Origin of the sequence: Ornithinimicrobium pulveris (assembly GCF_050261105.1) — a bacterium.
In the GTDB taxonomy this organism is placed as follows: domain Bacteria; phylum Actinomycetota; class Actinomycetes; order Actinomycetales; family Dermatophilaceae; genus Ornithinicoccus.
Genome location: NZ_CP189837.1, coordinates 3,105,147 through 3,121,950 on the forward strand (window position 1 = coordinate 3,105,147; position 16,804 = coordinate 3,121,950).

Below are 16,804 nucleotides of genomic sequence, written 5' to 3' on the forward strand. Positions count from 1 at the left end.
ACCTCCTACGTTGTGTAGTGGCATGGTGGTGCAGGCCGAGAGTTTTCGGGTTGGTCGGACCTACGACATACCCTCGTATGTCGTGTCCCGCCTCACCGTGTTCAGCGTCCGGAATCGCGCTCTCATCGCCCTGGCGACGCTGTTCAGCGTCCTTGCCGGTCTGTGGTCGGCCAGCGCCCTGCCTCGGGAGCTCTTCCCCTCGCTGCAGTTCCCGGTCCTGGTGGTCGCCACCCCGGTCCAGGGGTCGAGCACCTCGGTGGTCGAGGAGCAGGTCACGCGGCCCGTCGAGACGGCCGCACAGGGGCTGAACAATGTCGTCGAGGTCCAGTCGACCTCGACCGACGGCTTCTCCTCGGTGATCGTCGAGCTGGACTACGGAATCGATCTGGGCGCAGCGCAGACCGACCTGCAACGCGCCGTGCTGGCCCTGCCGGACCTGCCGGACAGCGCCAACCCACAGATCTTTGCCGGCAACCTGGACGACTTCCCGATCATCCAGCTGGCCGCCAGCGCGGGCGAGGGCCTGGATGACCAGGAGTTGGTGGACGCGGTCGAGCGCTTCGTCATCCCCGAGATCGAGGACATCCCCGGGGTGCGCTCGGCGACCCTGTCAGGGGTCTCGGACCGGGTGATCACGGTGGACCTAGACGAGGACGAGGCCCGGGAGGCCGGTGCGTCGGTCAGCTCGGTCGCCCAGGTCCTGCAGGCCAATGGCGTCGTCCTGCCTGGTGGGACCGTGCTGGACGGCGACACCGAGCTGCCGGTGCAGGTCGGATCCCGCCTGACCTCGGTGGAGGAGATCGCGGCACTGCCGCTGATGACCGAGGCCACGATGGGCGCCCGGGCCGCAGCCCAGCAGCAGCAGGCCGCGGCGGGCGAAGCCCAGGCGGCGGCGCAGGAGGCAGCCGACGCCGCCGCAGCGGATCCGACCGACCCAGAGCTCGCGGCCCAGGCTGCCGCTGCCGAGTCTGCAGCCGAGCAGGCGGGGGCGGGCGCCGATGCCGAGCTGCCCGAGATCCCGACCCTGGGGGACGTCGCGGAGGTCACGCTCGAGGAGCGCCCCGCCACGGCATACACGAGGACCAACGGGGCAGCTAGTGTCGGCCTCGCGATCACCAAGACCCCGGACGGCAACGCGGTCGAGATCTCGCACGATCTTGAGGAGCTGATACCCGAGCTGGAGACCTCGATCGGTGGCGGTGAGCTGGCCACGGTCTTCGACGGCGCGCCGTTCATCGAGCAGTCGATCGAGGACCTCGCCACCGAGGGGTTGCTTGGCCTGGCCTTCGCGGTGCTGGTCGTGCTGGTCTTCCTGCTCTCGGTGCGGCTGACGCTGGTGACCGCGCTGTCGATCCCGCTGTCGCTGCTGCTGACGCTGGTCGGGCTGACGGTGCTGGACTACAGCCTCAACATTCTGACGCTCGGCGCCCTGACGATCGCTGTCGGCCGTGTGGTCGACGACTCGATCGTGGTGATCGAGAACATCAAACGGCACATGGGGCTGGGCGAGGACCGGCGGACCGCCGTCGTGGACGCGACCAGGGAGGTCGCGGGGGCGATCACCTCGGCGACCGTGGCGACGGTGGCGGTCTTCCTCCCGCTCGGATTCGTCGGCGGTCAGGTGGGTGAGCTCTTCCGGCCGTTCGCGGTGACCGTCTCGCTGGCGATGATCGCCTCGCTGCTGGTGGCGCTGACGATCATCCCGGTGCTGGGCTACTGGTTCATGGGCCGCTCGACGATGCCCAAGCACGCCCCGGAGGCGCCGCACACCGATCCCGTCGACGACGAAGGGATCGAGGGCGAGCAGATCGCCGGCTCGCACGGACCGGAGGGTCACCGCTCTCTGACCGGCGACGCTCCGGACCGGCTGCAGCGGTCGTACCTGCCCACGCTGCGGTTCGCGCTGAACCGTCCGTGGGTGACCCTGTGCCTGGCCGCAGCCCTGTTGATCGGGACCGTGCTCGGTGCCATGCAGCTGCGGACCGACTTCATCGGGGACTCCGGCGAGAACACGATCCAGGCGAGCTTGCGGATGCCCACCGGGACCACGCTGGACCAGACCGATGCCCAGGCGAGGGAGATCGAGGCGTGGTTGCAGGACCAGACCGAGGTCACGACATACCAGGCCTCGGTCGGCTCCTCCGGCGGGATCGAGGCGGTCTTCACGGGAGCCGGCGCAGGGACGGCGACCTTCGCGATCACCGTCGAGGACGGCGTGAGCGGGCGCGACTTCGGGCAGCGGCTGACCACCGAGTGGGAGCCCCAGCTACCCGACGGCAGCACCTTCACCGCCCAAGCCGGCCAGGGTGGCGGGCCGACGGCGGGCGGGCTGCAGATCCGCGTGCAGGCGCAGGACCCCGATGACCTGCGCGCGACGGCCGAGGATGTGACCCAGTTGATGCGGGACTCGGGTGCGGCGGATGTCGTCAACGACCTGGCCGAGACGGTGCCGAGCCTGCAGGTGCAGGTCGACCGGGTCGCCGCGGCCGAGGTGGGGCTGACCGAGGCCCAGCTCGGGCAGGTCGTGCAGGCCGCGACCGACGGCGCGACCGTGGGCCGCGTGGAGTTCGGGACTCGGCAGCTGGACGTGGTCGTGCAGCAGGGATCGGCTGCCGAGCTGGAGGAGTTGGAGAGCCTGGTGGTGACCACCGACCCCGACGGCGAGGACGTCGTGCTCGGTGACATCGCCGACATCGAGCGCGCCGAGGAAGCGGTGAGCGTGACCCGAGTGGACGGGTTGCGCGCGGCCACGATCACCGGCCAGTCGACCGGCGACGACCTCTCGGCGGTGAGCAGCGACCTGCAGGAGCGGATCGACGCACTCGAGGCCCCGGACGGCGTGCAGGTCGAGCTGGGCGGCGTGAGCGCGGACCAGCAGGAGGCCTTCGCGGCGCTCGGGCTGGCGCTGCTGGCGGCGATCGCGATCGTCTATCTGGTGATGGTGGCGACCTTCAACTCGCTCGTGCAGCCGTTGATCCTGCTGGTCTCGGTGCCCTTCGCGGCGACCGGGTCGGTGGCGGCGCTGCTGATCTCCCGGACCACCCTGGACGTCACGGCGATCATCGGATTCCTGATGTTGATCGGGATCGTGGTGACCAACGCCATCGTGCTGATCGACCTGGTGAACCAGTACCGCAAGCGGGGCCTGGACCGGACCTCAGCCGTGATCGAAGGGGCGCGGCACCGACTCCGGCCGATTCTGATGACGGCGGCGGCCACGATCATGGCTCTGGTGCCGATGGCGATCGCGCTGACAGGTGGGAGCGCGTTCATCAGCCAGCCGCTCGCGATCGTGGTGATCGGCGGGTTGCTGAGCTCGACGCTGCTGACGCTGATCCTGGTGCCGGTGCTCTACGAGCTGGTCGAGCGGGCTGCCGCGCGGCTCAGTCGCCGGTCTGCGTGAGCGTCAGTCGCCCACGGTGATCTCGACCCGGGGATTGCCCGCCTGGGCTGCTTCTCTCTGCTCCGGGGTGCCGAACCCGTCCGGCTCCTCGCCCTGCTGCACAGTGGTGCCGGGATCGGGCATCGAGATCTCGTAGGTATGCCTCGAGCACAGCCCGTCCAGCGGGGCGTCCCAGCTGTGAGCGGCTGTCGGCGGTGGCTGCAAGATGACACTGGGTGGTCCGGCACATACTGACGTGTTGCCTCGGCACATACCTGACCCACTCATGCGATTCAGATGTCTGTTCGGCTCTGAGCGTAATCTCTTGCCATTATTCATACACATGTTCTAGTCTCAGGTGCAAGAGGTCACCGAGGGGCGGTGGCCAGGCCTGGGGATGTGGACACCGATGTGGTGGCTGGGACCCCGAGGATGACGGAGGGAGGGAAGGTCTGATGGCGATGAGGCAGCGTTCGTTCGTGGAGGAGCATGTGGCGCGCGTGTTGCGGTGGGCTGTTTCTCTGGGTGCTGCCGCGTCGTCCTCGTCCCTGTCTTCTTCGTGCTCTTCGCTCTCGTCTTCGTGTTCCTCGCTCTCGTCGGGGTTATCGGTCTGCTGGCCTGCGTGCTCGTGCGTGTCGGGGTGCTGTGGGCTGATGGATGTGTCGTGGGATCCGCGTGGGCGGCGGGGAGAGGTCGTGCTGGTGGCGTGTGGCGCGCTGTGTCGCGTCTCAAACTTCTTGGCAGACCGGTTATGAGGGCATGATCGGCGTGACCGAGGAGGAGATGGCCTATGGGTCGACCACCTGTGATCCCGGCGGAGAAGAAGACCAGGATCGTGCTGAGTGTCCTGGCGGGCGAGATGAGCATCGCCGAAGCGGCGCGCAAGGAGAAGGTCTCCGAGCAGTCGATCGGCCGCTGGAAGGCTGAGTTCCTGGAGGCGGGACGAACCGCGCTGGCCTCGGGCCGGACCGGTCCCTCGACCCGGGAGGAGCAGCTGGAGGCGGAGATCGCCGAGCTGACCACCGCATTGGGTGAGGCCCATCTTGAGGCGCGGGTGTGGAAGAAGAGCGCTGAGGGCCGCCTGGGCCCTTCGAGGACCTCGAGGTAATCCGTACCGAGGCGGGGATGCCGACCACGAGGTTCTGCGCACTGGTCGGCATCCCCGAACGGACCTACCGTCGCTGGCAGGCCCACGCCCGCGCCGGGCGCCCCGCCAAGGGGCCCTGGCCGCAGCCGGCCCGCGAGGCATCCCGGGAGGTGATCACTGGCCTGGCGGCCAAGCACGCCGCGTGGGGCCACCGCAAGATCTGGGCCATGGCCCGCCACGGCGGCCACCGGGTGTCGATGTCGACCACGGCGCGAATCCTGGACGACGCCGGGTTGTTGCTGAAGGCGGACTACCAGCGGGAACGTCGTGACCTGGCCCAGCAGCGCAAGGCCGCGTTCGCCAAGACCCCGACAGGTCCGAACATGGTCTGGCAGTTCGACTTCTCCGAGTACGAGACCGCCAAGGGGGCGGGACCTGGCGAGTCGCGGGGATCGCGGACTACTGGTCCAAGTACGAGTTCGGGTGGCACTGGTCACCGACCGCGAACAAGCACGACGCGGTCGCCGCGGTCGAGCTCGCGCTGGCGGAGGCGGCCTCGATGCTGCCTGAGGGGCTGGACCTGCTGGAGTACCTCACCGACCCCGTCACCGGGGAGGTCGTGCCCATCACGTTGGTGACCGACAACGGTGGCCCGTTCCGCTCAGCCACCTTCGCGGCCCTGATCGAGAACACCCCAGAGCTGGACCATGTCCGCACCCGGGTCAGGACTCCTGGGCAGAACGGGGTGCGCGAGCGGGCGTTCCAGTCGCTGAAGTACGAGCGGCTTTACAGGGAGCAGATCGACGACATCCACGACCTGGTCGAGCACGGAGAGGACTTCCGCGCCGAGTTCAACACCGTCCGGCCCCACGAAGCACTCTCCTGGAACCGGCCCCGGGACGTGCACCTGGGCCTGGCCGACCCCGGCACACCCAACTTTCCCGAGGGCGAAAACCTGCCACTTCCTTGACACGGGACAGCTGGAGCCCGAGCCGACCGGCGCAAGCGAGCCGGCTCCTGAGCGGGAGCAGGATCAGCGGGGTGAGGTGGGGTGTCCGGTGGGTCGGGTCCGGGCCGCGCTGGTCGGTCTGGGGATCGGGCAGCGGGAGGTCGAGTTGTTGACCGTGACCGCGGAAACGCTCGCGGCGCTGGCTAAGGGACAGGACCTGTCGGGCACGGCTTCGCAGTGGTTGGTGGAGACCACCCGGGCCGCTGAGGCCGCCCAGGAGCCGCAGGCCGGCGCCACGCCGGCCGGTTCGCCCGAGGTCCCGCCGACCGGCTCGGCCGAGGTCCCACCGGCCGGTTCGCCCGAGCCCTGGCCGGCGTCTCAGGAGGTGCCGGCGCTGGTGCGGGATGCGTCGGTGGTGTTGCAGCGGGTCGGGGTGTTGACCGGGCTGGGCGCGGCATTGGATGCCGCGTTGGTGCAGGTCACCCGGGATCTGGCGGTGCGCACCGGGCGGGTGCTGCTCGCGGACAAGGCCACCGACGATCCGGGCGAGCTCGCGTCCTCGGTACGGGCCCGGTGGGTCGCCAGGACCAAGAGCGCGACCGCCCGCGAGATCGCGTGCGTGAGCGGCTGGGGCAAAGGCGAGAGCGCGGACCTGGTCGCGTTGGCGACCGCTCCCCGCGACATCACCACGATCACGACCGAGGCGATGCGTACCGGCGCTGCCAGTTGGCGGCTGGTGCGCCGGTACTGGCGCCAGGCCGGCACCCGGGCCCACGAGGACGGGCTGGTCATCGCCCAGGCCCTGTTCGGGACCGACCCCGACACCCTGGCCAAGGAACGCCTGACCCCTGAAGGGGACTACACCGACCGGCCCTGGGTCCACAAGGAGTACTACCACGCCCTGGACCGCGAGATCGCCCGCCTGGACAGCCAGGACGCCCAGGCCAGGGCCCAAGCCCGCGAACGCGCCCGCGCCGCCCGCCGCTACCGCACCCGTGTCCACGACGACGGCACCGCCACGGTAACCCTGCAGGGCACCGCGACCCAGATCATCGCCGCCACCGACCGCCTCGAACGCGCCGCCCGAGCCGCCCGCGCCGCAGGCGACCCGCGCACCCTGGACCAACTCGGCACCGACATCGCCCTGTCCCTGCTCCTACACTCCACCCTCAACCTGCCCGACCTGGCCAGCACCAACCAGAAGAACACCGGGCAGAAGAACACCCGGCACAAGGACTCGAACGCCCGGCCCCAGAGCCCCGACACCCTGGACGGGCTCGGGGACGATGTCGTGTCCACCGCATGGTCGCAGCAGATGATCGCCGTCATGCGGGCCCTGCCCGCCGCAGTCCTCAACGTGATCGTCCCCCTGGACGCCCTGACCGGTACCAGCATCAACACCCCACCCCCACGCCGCCACCCCGCACCACCAGGAACCCCACCACCAGGGACCCCACCACCAGAGGCCTCACCCTCGGGGGAGGAGGAGCCAGCCTCGGCCTCGATACCCCCAGCTCCAGTTGGCTCTGCGATACCCCTAGCTCCTGCTGGCTCTGCGATGCCCTCAGGCACCGAGTCTGAGCGGCCACCGGCCCCTGATGAGCGGCCACCGGCCCCTGATGGGCGGCCGCCTGTGGGGTTGGTGGGTCAGGTCACCGGTGCGTACCCGATCTTCCTGGACGCCGGACACCTGCGTGAGTTGTTCCTGGCACCAGGGACCACGATGTACCGGCTGCTGACCGATCCCGCCGACGGGCGCTGTGTCGAACGCTCCATCACCTCCTACACCCCCGACGCGGCGATGCGCGCCCAGGTCCACGCGGCCGATGTCACCTGCCGGGCACCCGGCTGCCTCCAGCACGCCCCGTACACCCAGCTCGACCACGTCATCCCCTACAACCGCACCCACCCCGAGCACGGCGGGCCGACAGCCGAGCCAAACCTGCAGACCCTGCACGGCGGGGACCACGACCCCAAAACCCGCCGCGAGTGGACAGCGACCATGAACACCACCCGGATCGTGACCTGGCGCTCCCTGCTCGGCCGGATCTACCGCACCCGCACCCACGACTACAACCAGTACGCCACCCTCCTAGCCGCCGCGCAAACCCGGATCGAGCAGAACACCACCACCTGGTCCACCCCCACCACCAGCACCAGCCCCACAGCCGGCACCGGGCCCGCGGCCGGTGCCGGGCTGGACCCCGCGACCGCCCGAGCACACGCGATCGACCACGAGATCTACACCGCCCTGTCCTACCGACCACCCGGCACCCCCCTGGCCCACCCCGCCGACAACCCCTGGGCCGACCACGACGAGGGCTACACCGGCTGGCCCATCACCGACCTCACCCACACCACCACCACCGGCGGCCGCGGCTACGGACCCCACCCCGACACCGCCGACCAAGCCCGCACCGAGCACCACAACACCTACCGCGCCACCCGCGAAGCCACCGACCAGAACGGCGAACAACACGCCGACCAGGACACCGACCACAACGACCACGAGCAGCACGCCAGCACAACCGACACCCCCGGAACTGACACCCCCGAAACCGACACCCCCGACCCACCCCCACCCTTCTGACCGGGCAGCCATCGAGATCACCCGGACAAGGGTCAGAGTGATCGGTCAACCGGATGGCTCAGAGTCAGTCGGTCAGCCGAGGACTCATCGGAAAGTCCACGGAGAGCTCAGCCCCACCGTTCTCGTCAGATCGGTCGATCGGGCTACCCCATCGCCACACCGAGTAGACCTGCGAAGGCCGACCAGCCGTGCCGGTGACCCATCCATTCAGGGCCGCGGCCGATGGGGCATGGTCCACGAGTTCGCTGAGCGGATGCGCCGACCACCCCTCCCTCGTCCCGGCTAGCCACGCCGACATCAGGTGCTCGCCGAGTTGACCGATGCGCTCCAGGGACAACCCTGGCCGCGCGATCAGGGCCACCACCGTGCCGCGCGGCGACACAACGCTCGACCGTGCCAAGAGACGATCTGCCCGCGTGAGGCGCAAGCCCCCACGCAGCCCGGCCGATCTGGTCAACAATCGCAAGCCCCGCGCCTCCGGCCGGGACAGCCCGAGGGCCTCAGCGCTCAGCCCATCCAGGTCGTAGCGGGGGTGGCTGCGGTCCAGACGCAACCAGGACGCCAGCTCCTCCGCGCCGGGCCCGGTCAAGGTGTATGCCGCAGCCGCCACCTCATGTTCGTCGACCAGCTCATCGGGGAGGACCACCAGATCCACACCGCCGGGCAGCGCAGCCGCGGACGCCAACGCGGCCACCTCCGCTGCAGTCGGCGCGGTGAGAAAGGGAGCCCGGACCGTGCGTCGAGCCAGAAGATCACCGAGGGACCAGGTCGGCCGCGGTGGCGCAGCAGCCGACACGCGAGGCTGCAGCGCCACCACCGCAGCGCGCCGCGTCGGCAGCTCGACATCCCAGGCCACGGTCGCCACGATGCCGAGATCCTCCGCCACGACGCGAAGGCTGAGCACCAGCGCACCCAACGACAAGAACAGGTCACGACGCGTCGGATCGGCCACCGGCAGTTCGCGATCCTCATGCCAGCCCACCTGCAGAGCGCGATCGTCCAGGACCTGTACCCGCCACGGCTGCGTGTTGTGCGCGCTCGGGGCGCGCCCCCAAGAGACCGACCGCGCCGACACCTGCTCCGCCAGCGAGGCGAACCCCGCCGGTTCCACGGCCCGGCTGTAGAAGCAGGTCCGGTGCAACGGCCGCCCACCCATCGCCACGAACTGCGCCTGGGACCCCGCGTTGTCGTCCTCGATGAAGGTCACCGACAGCCGCCGATACCCACCAGCCCGCAGCCCCGCCAGCAACTCATGCGAAAGGTGCCTCATCAGGCCCTGCCCACGCGCGCCGGGCACTGTGCCCTTGATGATCAGCACGGCGTCCTCGCGATACCGACCTCTGGTCGCCAGCAGCCGCACCATGTCTACCGGCGAAAGCCGCCCACCCGTCGACCGCACGAACTCCGTGAGATCGGGGATGACCAGGACGAACGCCAGCGGCACCGACTCGCCCCTGCCTGCCCCAGCCCCACGCTCCAACCACAGCAGCAGTCGCTCGTCCAGCAGGTGCGCCAACCCATCGGTCGCCGCCGCCAGCTCGTCCGCCTCGATGGGCGTGTAGTAGCCGAGCTCGGCGAAGGCGGCGTTCAGCATCTCGCGGAGCACCGGTAGTTGTTCGGCAAGCTGCCGACGGCTCCCCCGACGCAGCACGACGCCCTCCGGCAGGTCGTCCACCGGGAAGATCTCGTGCGGCTCCAGTCCGCGCAGATCGTCCACGCGCCAGGTGGCCCCGGTCCACATGCGCTCGAACCCCAGCGCCTCCCAGTCCTGCGGCACGTGCTCGGGATTCCACGGCCCGTCCACGAAGCCCGGCTCCTCGAAGCCGTCGGTGATAACCCCGCCGACCTGGTTCGGCAGCAGCGACACGGGTCCGAGCAGTCGCGTCCGACCGCGTTGCCGGGCGACCGCGAGCGCGTGCTCCACGATGGCGGCAAGCGCCGCCCGATCGGCGAACTCGGTCGCCCCCAGTAACAGGGTCGGCTCACCGAGTGTGGCGTCCATCCGGGTGTCCGTATGCAGTGTGGTCCGTCCGCGCACCCGCTCGGCTCGGTCGAGGACGAGGTATAGCTCGACCGGACCGTGTGCACGGTGCGGCCCGGTCCCCCGCCACCACGAGCGGATCGTGCTGTGCCACAACGGCACTGCGTGCGTGTCGCGCCGTTCGTCCCAGGTCGGGAGCTCGAGGAACTGCCGCACCTGTGACCGTGTCCGGACCGGAATCGCCCGCAGCGCTAGGCCCTGCTGGAGCTCGGCGGGCGGCCGGGCAGTGTCCGGCGGCGGCTGCGTGCCGCCGATCCCGGCTACAGCCTCCTGAGCACCGTCCCCATCGCTCATGGCTCGTCCGCCACCAAGGGCGGTCGCGTCTCCCCCTCGAGCCGGGAGAAGCGTTCGATGTGCGCCATCTGGTTCCCCTCGGCCCGCCAGACACCATTGCTGTAGCCCTTGGGGTGAGCGACGTGCAGGTGCACCTCGCTGTCCGCCGCCTTGGCCATCACCGCCGCCATCGCCCGTTCCGCCGACGCCGCATCCTCGAAGAAGGCCACGAGGCCAGCAGGTCGCGGACCGGGCCGGAGCCACTCCAGGCGCACCACTCCTGGCGACGACCTCAGCCGACCGCGCACCCGGAGCAACCACCGGGGAGAGGCTGCGACGGCATACCCACCGCCTGGGGGCACCACCGTCAGCATCGCCGCGGCGCGCGCCAGCGGCGGAGCCGAGGAGAAGTCACGCGTCCGCATCGGCCTGCCCCTCTCGCCGCTCATACACCCGGATGTAACCCCCGGTCGCGTTCGTCGTCCCGTCGGTCACCCACTGCATCAACCCCCGATGCACCTCGCTGCGCGCGAACACCATCAGGTCCTCCCGCGTCGCGAAGTAGCCGACCGTGCCCAGCGTGAAGGGCGGGTCGAAGTAGACCTGATGGTGGAGATACCCGGGCATCTGCTTCATGCCCTTCACCATCGCCTTCCACCGCGGGGCCAGCCGCAGCCACGCCCACGGCGAGGCGTAGCGGGTGGCACCGACGAAGATCGCGCCAGCCTGCGGCATACGGGAATCGGCTCCCGCCATCAGGCATCGCCCTTGCGCAGGTAGACGCGCTTGAGCTTGTCCGGCAGCCCCGCGAACGGCCCGGTCCCGTGGTCGTGCACACGGACCTCGATGTCGTCGGTCCGGTCGCTCTCCTCCAGCGACTGCGCGAAGTCCCGGCTGGTCCGCGCCAGATAACTCAGCACACCGTCCCGCGCGTCGGCCGACAACTGTGCCCGCCCCGCGTCATCGAGCGCCACGTCCTCGCGCAGCTCCACGTGGATCGTCGGCTGCTGCGTCGTCGCATCCCCGTCCCGATCCTCCAAAGTGAGCGTGAACGAGGCGATCTGCGCCGCTCGCGCCTCGTCGGTGTAGAGCCCGTTCTCGACATCCTGGGGATAGATGTTGGCGCCCATGAACGAGATCGTCGCGTCCGCGCGGCCGAAGAGCAGCAGCAACGGCAGCTTCATCCCCTGCTTGCGGAACGCCTCGCGAGCAGGCGCCTGCCAGCGCGGATTGCTGCGCAGCACCGCCGCCAGGTCATGCCAGTCCATCAGCCGCGCCTCGTCACCGATGTTGTAACGCAGTTTCGGCGACAGCACCGAGGTCGACGTCAGCGTGCACAGCAGCTCACCGTCGGGGGTGGTCTCGAGGTAGGTCTCCAGCGGGTTGTACTGGAAAATCATCGGCGTGCGCGCCTCGTCCGGGCCGAGCACCGCCTCGCGCAGGTCGTGGTCCTCGAGCAGCGCGCGCCGCAGCCACACGGTCAGGTCGGTCTCGCCGCCGATCCCGATGGTCAGGTCGGAGGCGCCGTAGCCGGAGCGGACGGTCAGGAAGCGCTCCTCGCAGTAGTCGCGCAGCGCCTCGGTCATGCCCTCCCCGCCGACGAGCCCGTGCATCCGCCACCGCGCCCAGTCCCACTCCTGCGCGTCCAGCCGGTCGCGCAGGTCCTTGAGGAAGGGCGGGTAGGCGGCGACCAGGTAGGTGTAGTCGGGGCCGAAGTGGCGCAGGGTGTCGACGATCTTGTCCAGCTCGGGGCCCGTGTTCTTGACCATCGCGATCTTGGCCATCGCGATCCCGGTGTTGGTCCCGGTCGCCCAGGCACCCATCGAGTAGGCGTTGATCACGAACAGACGGTCCTCGCCGCGCATCATCAGCGAGGTGAAGCCGGCGACATTGCGGTGGATGTCGGCGAGTTCGTCCCGGCCCCGGACCCAGTTGTATGGCGTTCCGCTCGACCCCGAGGACTCGTCCACCAGGGTGCCGCGCAGCTCGAGCGCGCCGCGTCGGGAGCGGGCCGCCTCGTCGTGGCGCTGGACGTAGTTGGTCTTGTCGGTGGGCGGGTAGTTGGTCAGGTCCCACCACCGGAACCGCCAGTCGTGCTCGGCCAGGTGCTGCTGGTAGGCGGGCACGTTGAGTGCGCCGAGCTGGCAGGACATCCAGGCGTGCCAGCGGGCGAAGTCACCCATCCACGGCTGGTAGTGGGTCGCGGTGAGGCGCCAGGTGGCGGGGTGGACCTTGTAGAGGCTGTAGGTCGCCGACAGCGCTTTCGTGCCCGCCCGCAAGGACCCGCGCCGGGCCGCCGTCAGCGGCCGACTCATCCAGACCTTTTCCCCGATGTCCCGCCACATGGGACTCACTGTAACCAGCCGTCCCCTTCCGGTCCCTCGGATCCGGCGGCGTACTCCTCCAGCGCGACCTCGTCGGCCTTCCAGGCCGCGAGCACCGGCTCGACGATCCGCCACAGCTCCTCGGCCTCATCGCCACGGATCGTCATCAGCGGGTTGCCGTCCAGGATCGCGCCGAGCACCTCGCCGTAGGGCAGCATGCGGGCCTTGCCCAGCTCGGCGGTCAACTCCTTCTGCTCCAGCTCAAAGGGGTCGCCCTCGGCGTTCATCGACAGGTCCAGGGTGACGGCGCCGGGCTTGATCTCCAGCACCAGCCGGTCCGGTGCCGGGTTCTGGGTGAACCCACTGGGCACGTGCGCCGGCTCCTTGAAGGTGACCACGATCTCCTTGCGTGCCGTGCCGATCGCCTTGCCCGAGCGCAAGGTGAAGGGCACGCCGGCCCACCGCGCGTTGTCCAGCTGCACGGTCAACTGGGCCAGGGTCTCGGTGGCCCGCTCGGGATCCACCCCGTCCTCGGCGACATAGTCCGGGATCTGCCGGCCGTTGATCTCACCGGCGGTGTAGCGCGCGCGGCGCGAGGCGGCGGCCGGATCGTGTCCCCAGGCGTGGGTGGCGCGCAGCGCCTGGGCCTTGAGCGAGCGCACCTCCTTCTCGTGCATGGTGGCTGGGGCCTCCATCGCGAAGAAGGCCAGGATCTCCAGCAGGTGTGACTGCAGCATGTCCAGGAGCGCCCCGGCGTGGTCGTAGTAGCCCGCCCGACCCTCCAGCGCCAGGTCCTCGTCGTACCAGATCTCGACCTTGTCGATGTGCTCGTGGGACCAGATCGGCTGAAGCAGCCGGTTGGCGAACCGGATCCCGACCAGGTTGAGGATCGTGTTGACGCCGAGGAAGTGATCGATCCGGAAGATGTCCTCCTCCGGCACCACGCGCAGCAACTGGGCGTTCAGTTCCCGCGCCGACTCGAGGTCGTTACCGAACGGCTTCTCCAGCGCGAGCCGGGTGCCTCGCGGCACGTGGATCTTCTCCAGCAGCGCGCACACCTTGACCGTCACCGAGGGCGGCAGCGCGAAGTAGATGACCAGCGAGCGACCGCAGCAGTCGAGCAGGTCGGAGAGCTGCTCCTGGTCCAGGGCATCGGTCTGGCGGTATGTCGTGTCCGAGACCAGGCGGTCGATCCGCGCCTCGTCGAGCTCGGCCTCGGTCAGGGCGTCCCTGACCCGCTTCACCCAGTCCTCCTGGGACAGCTCCACGCGGTCGGCCCCGACGACGTGGACCTTGCGGTCCGGCTCCTCCCGCAGCAGGGTCCCCAGACCGGGAAGGAGGAGACGTCGGGTGAGGTCGCCGGAGGCGCCGAGGATGAGCAGGGTCGTCGACTGATCCGTCATGGAATCAGCCTAGAGGGATCGACCTCAGACCGCCTGGCTGCGCCGGTGCACGAGCAGGGACAGGGCGAGCAGGATGAGACCAGCGAAGGAGAGTGCCGCGCCGACCAGCGAGGGCGCCTGATAGCCGTAGCCCAGGGTGATCACCAGACCACCCAGCCAGGCGCCGAGCGCGTTCGCCGTGTTGAGCGAGGAGTGGATCATCGCGGCACCCAACGTCCGGGCCCGCCCGGCCACCTGGATCAGCCGCAGGTTCAGCGCGATCACCCACGCCGAGCTGCTCAGGCCGACGACGACCAGCGTGATCAACGCGGGGATCAGCCATTGCTGGGTCTGCCAGAAGGCGAGCAGCGAGACCATCGAGCCGACGCCGGTGAGCACCAGCGTGCGCAGCACCGACCAGTCGGCCAGACGGCCACCCCCGGACGTCCCGATGATCGAGACGATCCCGTAGACGAGCAGAAAGATCGGCACCCACCTCTGCCCCATCCCGGTGACCTCGGTGACGGTCGGGGCGATGTAGGAGTACATCGCGAAGAAGCCACCGAAACCGACAGCGCCGACGAGGACGGTGATCCAGAACTGCAGGTTGCGGAAGGCACTCAGCTCGGTCCGCCAGGAGTTGTCACGATCACCGGCGGTGTGCGGCACCCAGAGCCGGACGAGCAGCGCGGTCAGCAGGCCGATCGCGGTGCAGGCCCAGAAGGCCACCCGCCACCCCAGCTCCTGACCGATCCAGGTGCCCGACGGGACGCCGACGACCATGGCGATCGGAATGCCCAGCATCACGGTCCCGACGGCCCGACCCCCCTGTCCCTTCGGCGCCATCGAGATCGCCACCAGCGCCGCCAGCCCGAAGAAGCCGCCGTGCGGCAGCCCCGCCAGGAAGCGCGCGCCCATCATCGTGGCGTAGGTCGGCGCGATCGCGGTCAGCGCGTTGCCACCGGCGAAGAGCAGCATCAGGGTGATCAGCACCGCCCGCCGCGGCAGGCGGGCCGCGCCGAGCGCGATCAGCGGTGCACCCACGACCACGCCCACGGCATACGCGGAGATGGTGTGCCCAGCCTGCGGGATCGAGACCGCCAAGCCCTCGGCGATCTGCGGCAGCAGGCCCATCGTGACGAACTCGGTGATGCCGATCCCGAAGCCGCCGGTGACCAGGGCGATGGCGGCGAGGAGGCGGGCGCGCGAGGATGCGGTGCTCGCGGCCGGGCTTGCGGAGCCGCCATCCGCGGGCGCAGGGCTGTTTTCGGGCACGATGATGAAGGAGACCCTCTCGGGTGGCACGACGGTGGGTGGTCTCGCGAGCGCGAGAGCCCCAGCCTACTCCTCCAGCGCCTCGGCGATCGCCACGAAGTTGGCGTTGCGGTGACCGTCCGCGCGCTCGCCCAGCGAGTCATCGCAGGTGATGAGCGCGATCCTCGCGACGTCCTGCTGGTCGTCCCACACCTCCGGCGAGGTCTGGGTGCCCTTCTTGGACAACTGCATCGTGTCGGTGATCACGAACTCACGCGTGCTGCCGTTGCGGTAGCCGATCGTGACGATGTCGCCCTCGGTCACCTCGCCGAGGTCGGCGAAGACGTCGGGCTCCTCGTAATAGACCATGTGCGCGGCGATCACCGCGGTCCCGAGCTGGCCGGGGACGGCGCGATTGGTGCCGGAGTACCAGATCGCCTCGCCCTGATCCGGGTCGATCACGCCCTGCGCGGTCAGCCCCTGGGCATCGATCACCTGCTCCTCGATGCCGGCGGTCGGCACCGAGAGCCACGCGGGCGCGTCCGGCCCGTGCGCCGCGATCGCGGGCTGACGTCCCTGGATCGCACCCACGGCCTGCACCGCCAGGGTGCTCAGGCCGAGGGTCCCCACGAGCAGTCCCGTGGGAAGCAGCAGCTTGGGTCGATTGCTCATGTATGTCGTCGCTCACCCGGTCCCGACGTCACCCGAGCCGGATGGTGGCTTCGGCGAGGAGACCGTCGGGGCGCAGTGCTCGAGGTGCTACCTCAGTGACCGAGGGACTTGCGTCGCAGGGCGACACCGACCGCGCCAGCACCGACCAGCGCCAGGGCGGCGCCGCCGATCAGGCCGAGGTTGACGCCCGCGGTCGCCGGACCGTCGGTCTCGACGGCGGGGCCGGTCGGGACGGCCCCGTCGGTGGTGTCGTCGCCGTCCTCCTCGGTTGCGCCCTCGTCGGTGGAGTCGTCGGTGCCGTCATCCGAACCCGAGTCGTCCGGGCCTGCGGCCTCGTCGGCCCCGTCCTCGGTGGCGTCGTCCTCGGTCGCACCCTCGTCAGTCGCCGTGTCGTCAGTCGCCGTGTCGTCGCTGGCGCCGTCGTCGGCCGCACCGTCGTCGGTGGTCTCGTCGGCAACGCCGTCGTCCTCACCGGCGTCGTCACCGGCGGCTGCCTCGGTCGGGCCCCAGCACAGCACGGTGCCGGTGACATTGCCGCCACCGGCGCCCAACGGGGTGTCATAGGCGGGCGACTCGTAGGTCTTCGAGTCGCCCCCGGCCTGGACGGTCAGGCTGACGAAGCTCTCGCCCTCGTCGAGGATGCTGGCGTAGGAGGAGGGCAGCTGCACCTCCGGCTGGCCGGCGTCGAAGGTCTGGGTGTCGCAGGTGACGCCGTCGGCCTGGGAGGCCAGCGAGGGCGCACCCGCCAGGACGACGAGCGCTGCACCGGCACCGAGGGCGGTGGTGAGACCGCGGGCTGAACGGGTACGCATGTCTGGGTCCTTCATCTCGACGATGTTCTGAAAACAAC

Annotated in this window: 13 protein-coding genes; 4 read left to right on the forward strand and 9 right to left on the reverse strand. The window is 69.9% G+C overall.

Annotation, left to right across the window (positions count from 1 at the left end):
* The first annotated feature begins 22 nt into the window (after positions 1–22).
* Complete coding sequence (locus tag ACQBAT_RS14510) at positions 23–3,403, forward strand: efflux RND transporter permease subunit (RefSeq protein ID WP_420747869.1); 3,381 nt, start codon at positions 23–25, stop codon at positions 3,401–3,403.
* 3 nt (positions 3,404–3,406) lie between these two features.
* On the opposite strand, the gene ACQBAT_RS14515 is transcribed toward ACQBAT_RS14510, so the two are convergent.
* The gene (locus tag ACQBAT_RS14515) at positions 3,407–3,607 is read right to left on the reverse strand and encodes a hypothetical protein (RefSeq protein ID WP_427000171.1); all 201 of its coding nucleotides are present in this window, start codon (positions 3,605–3,607) and stop codon (positions 3,407–3,409) included.
* Between the two features lie 565 nt (positions 3,608–4,172).
* Here ACQBAT_RS14515 and ACQBAT_RS14520 point away from each other — a divergent pair.
* From ACQBAT_RS14520 to ACQBAT_RS14530, 3 genes are all read left to right on the forward strand, one after another.
* Positions 4,173–4,490 (forward strand): helix-turn-helix domain-containing protein, encoded by a 318-nt coding sequence (locus ACQBAT_RS14520; protein WP_075813249.1) that lies wholly within the window; start codon positions 4,173–4,175, stop codon positions 4,488–4,490.
* Positions 4,491–5,028: 538 nt separating this feature from the next.
* Positions 5,029–5,439 carry an integrase core domain-containing protein gene (locus ACQBAT_RS14525; RefSeq protein WP_427197710.1) on the forward strand — a complete coding sequence of 137 codons (411 nt, stop codon included), beginning with the start codon at positions 5,029–5,031 and terminating at the stop codon, positions 5,437–5,439.
* Between the two features lie 88 nt (positions 5,440–5,527).
* A complete protein-coding gene (locus ACQBAT_RS14530; protein ID WP_427197711.1) occupies positions 5,528–8,008 on the forward strand; it encodes an HNH endonuclease signature motif containing protein in 2,481 nt (826 codons plus the stop codon).
* A 64-nt stretch (positions 8,009–8,072) separates the two neighbouring features.
* On the opposite strand, the gene ACQBAT_RS14535 is transcribed toward ACQBAT_RS14530, so the two are convergent.
* The 8 genes from ACQBAT_RS14535 to ACQBAT_RS14570 form a co-directional block, all read right to left on the reverse strand.
* A complete protein-coding gene (locus ACQBAT_RS14535; protein ID WP_420748622.1) occupies positions 8,073–10,343 on the reverse strand; it encodes a hypothetical protein in 2,271 nt (756 codons plus the stop codon).
* Positions 10,340–10,747, reverse strand: coding sequence for a hypothetical protein (locus ACQBAT_RS14540; protein ID WP_420748623.1), 408 nt, complete (start codon positions 10,745–10,747; stop codon positions 10,340–10,342). Before ACQBAT_RS14540 ends, ACQBAT_RS14535 begins: the two co-directional genes overlap by 4 nt.
* Positions 10,734–11,078 carry a monooxygenase family protein gene (locus tag ACQBAT_RS14545; RefSeq protein ID WP_420748624.1) on the reverse strand — a complete coding sequence of 115 codons (345 nt, stop codon included), beginning with the start codon at positions 11,076–11,078 and terminating at the stop codon, positions 10,734–10,736. The genes ACQBAT_RS14540 and ACQBAT_RS14545 overlap by 14 nt, the downstream gene beginning before the upstream one ends.
* Complete coding sequence (locus ACQBAT_RS14550) at positions 11,078–12,667, reverse strand: phenylacetate--CoA ligase family protein (protein WP_420748625.1); 1,590 nt, start codon at positions 12,665–12,667, stop codon at positions 11,078–11,080. The genes ACQBAT_RS14545 and ACQBAT_RS14550 overlap by 1 nt, the downstream gene beginning before the upstream one ends.
* Positions 12,668–12,672: 5 nt before the next feature.
* On the reverse strand, positions 12,673–14,049 hold the full coding sequence (locus tag ACQBAT_RS14555) for a glucose-6-phosphate dehydrogenase (protein WP_420748626.1): 1,377 nt from the start codon (positions 14,047–14,049) through the stop codon (positions 12,673–12,675).
* Positions 14,050–14,073: 24 nt separating this feature from the next.
* On the reverse strand, positions 14,074–15,333 hold the full coding sequence (locus ACQBAT_RS14560) for an MFS transporter (protein WP_420748627.1): 1,260 nt from the start codon (positions 15,331–15,333) through the stop codon (positions 14,074–14,076).
* A gap of 36 nt (positions 15,334–15,369) precedes the next feature.
* Positions 15,370–15,954: a class F sortase gene (locus tag ACQBAT_RS14565; RefSeq protein WP_420748628.1), complete on the reverse strand. Its 585-nt coding sequence runs from the start codon at positions 15,952–15,954 to the stop codon at positions 15,370–15,372.
* Between the two features lie 92 nt (positions 15,955–16,046).
* Positions 16,047–16,766, reverse strand: coding sequence for a hypothetical protein (locus ACQBAT_RS14570; RefSeq protein WP_420748629.1), 720 nt, complete (start codon positions 16,764–16,766; stop codon positions 16,047–16,049).
* Positions 16,767–16,804: the final 38 nt, after the last annotated feature.

Coding starts and splice junctions, on each gene's coding strand:
- ACQBAT_RS14510 (WP_420747869.1), top strand. CDS start 23: ATGGTGGTGCAGGCCGAGAGTTTTCGGGTTGGTCGGACCTACGACATA.
- ACQBAT_RS14520 (WP_075813249.1), top strand. CDS start 4,173: ATGGGTCGACCACCTGTGATCCCGGCGGAGAAGAAGACCAGGATCGTG.
- ACQBAT_RS14525 (WP_427197710.1), top strand. CDS start 5,029: ATGCTGCCTGAGGGGCTGGACCTGCTGGAGTACCTCACCGACCCCGTC.
- ACQBAT_RS14535 (WP_420748622.1), bottom strand. CDS start 10,343: ATGAGCGATGGGGACGGTGCTCAGGAGGCTGTAGCCGGGATCGGCGGC.
- ACQBAT_RS14540 (WP_420748623.1), bottom strand. CDS start 10,747: ATGCGGACGCGTGACTTCTCCTCGGCTCCGCCGCTGGCGCGCGCCGCG.
- ACQBAT_RS14545 (WP_420748624.1), bottom strand. CDS start 11,078: ATGGCGGGAGCCGATTCCCGTATGCCGCAGGCTGGCGCGATCTTCGTC.
- ACQBAT_RS14550 (WP_420748625.1), bottom strand. CDS start 12,667: ATGTGGCGGGACATCGGGGAAAAGGTCTGGATGAGTCGGCCGCTGACG.
- ACQBAT_RS14555 (WP_420748626.1), bottom strand. CDS start 14,049: ATGACGGATCAGTCGACGACCCTGCTCATCCTCGGCGCCTCCGGCGAC.
- ACQBAT_RS14565 (WP_420748628.1), bottom strand. CDS start 15,954: ATGAGCAATCGACCCAAGCTGCTGCTTCCCACGGGACTGCTCGTGGGG.
- ACQBAT_RS14570 (WP_420748629.1), bottom strand. CDS start 16,766: ATGCGTACCCGTTCAGCCCGCGGTCTCACCACCGCCCTCGGTGCCGGT.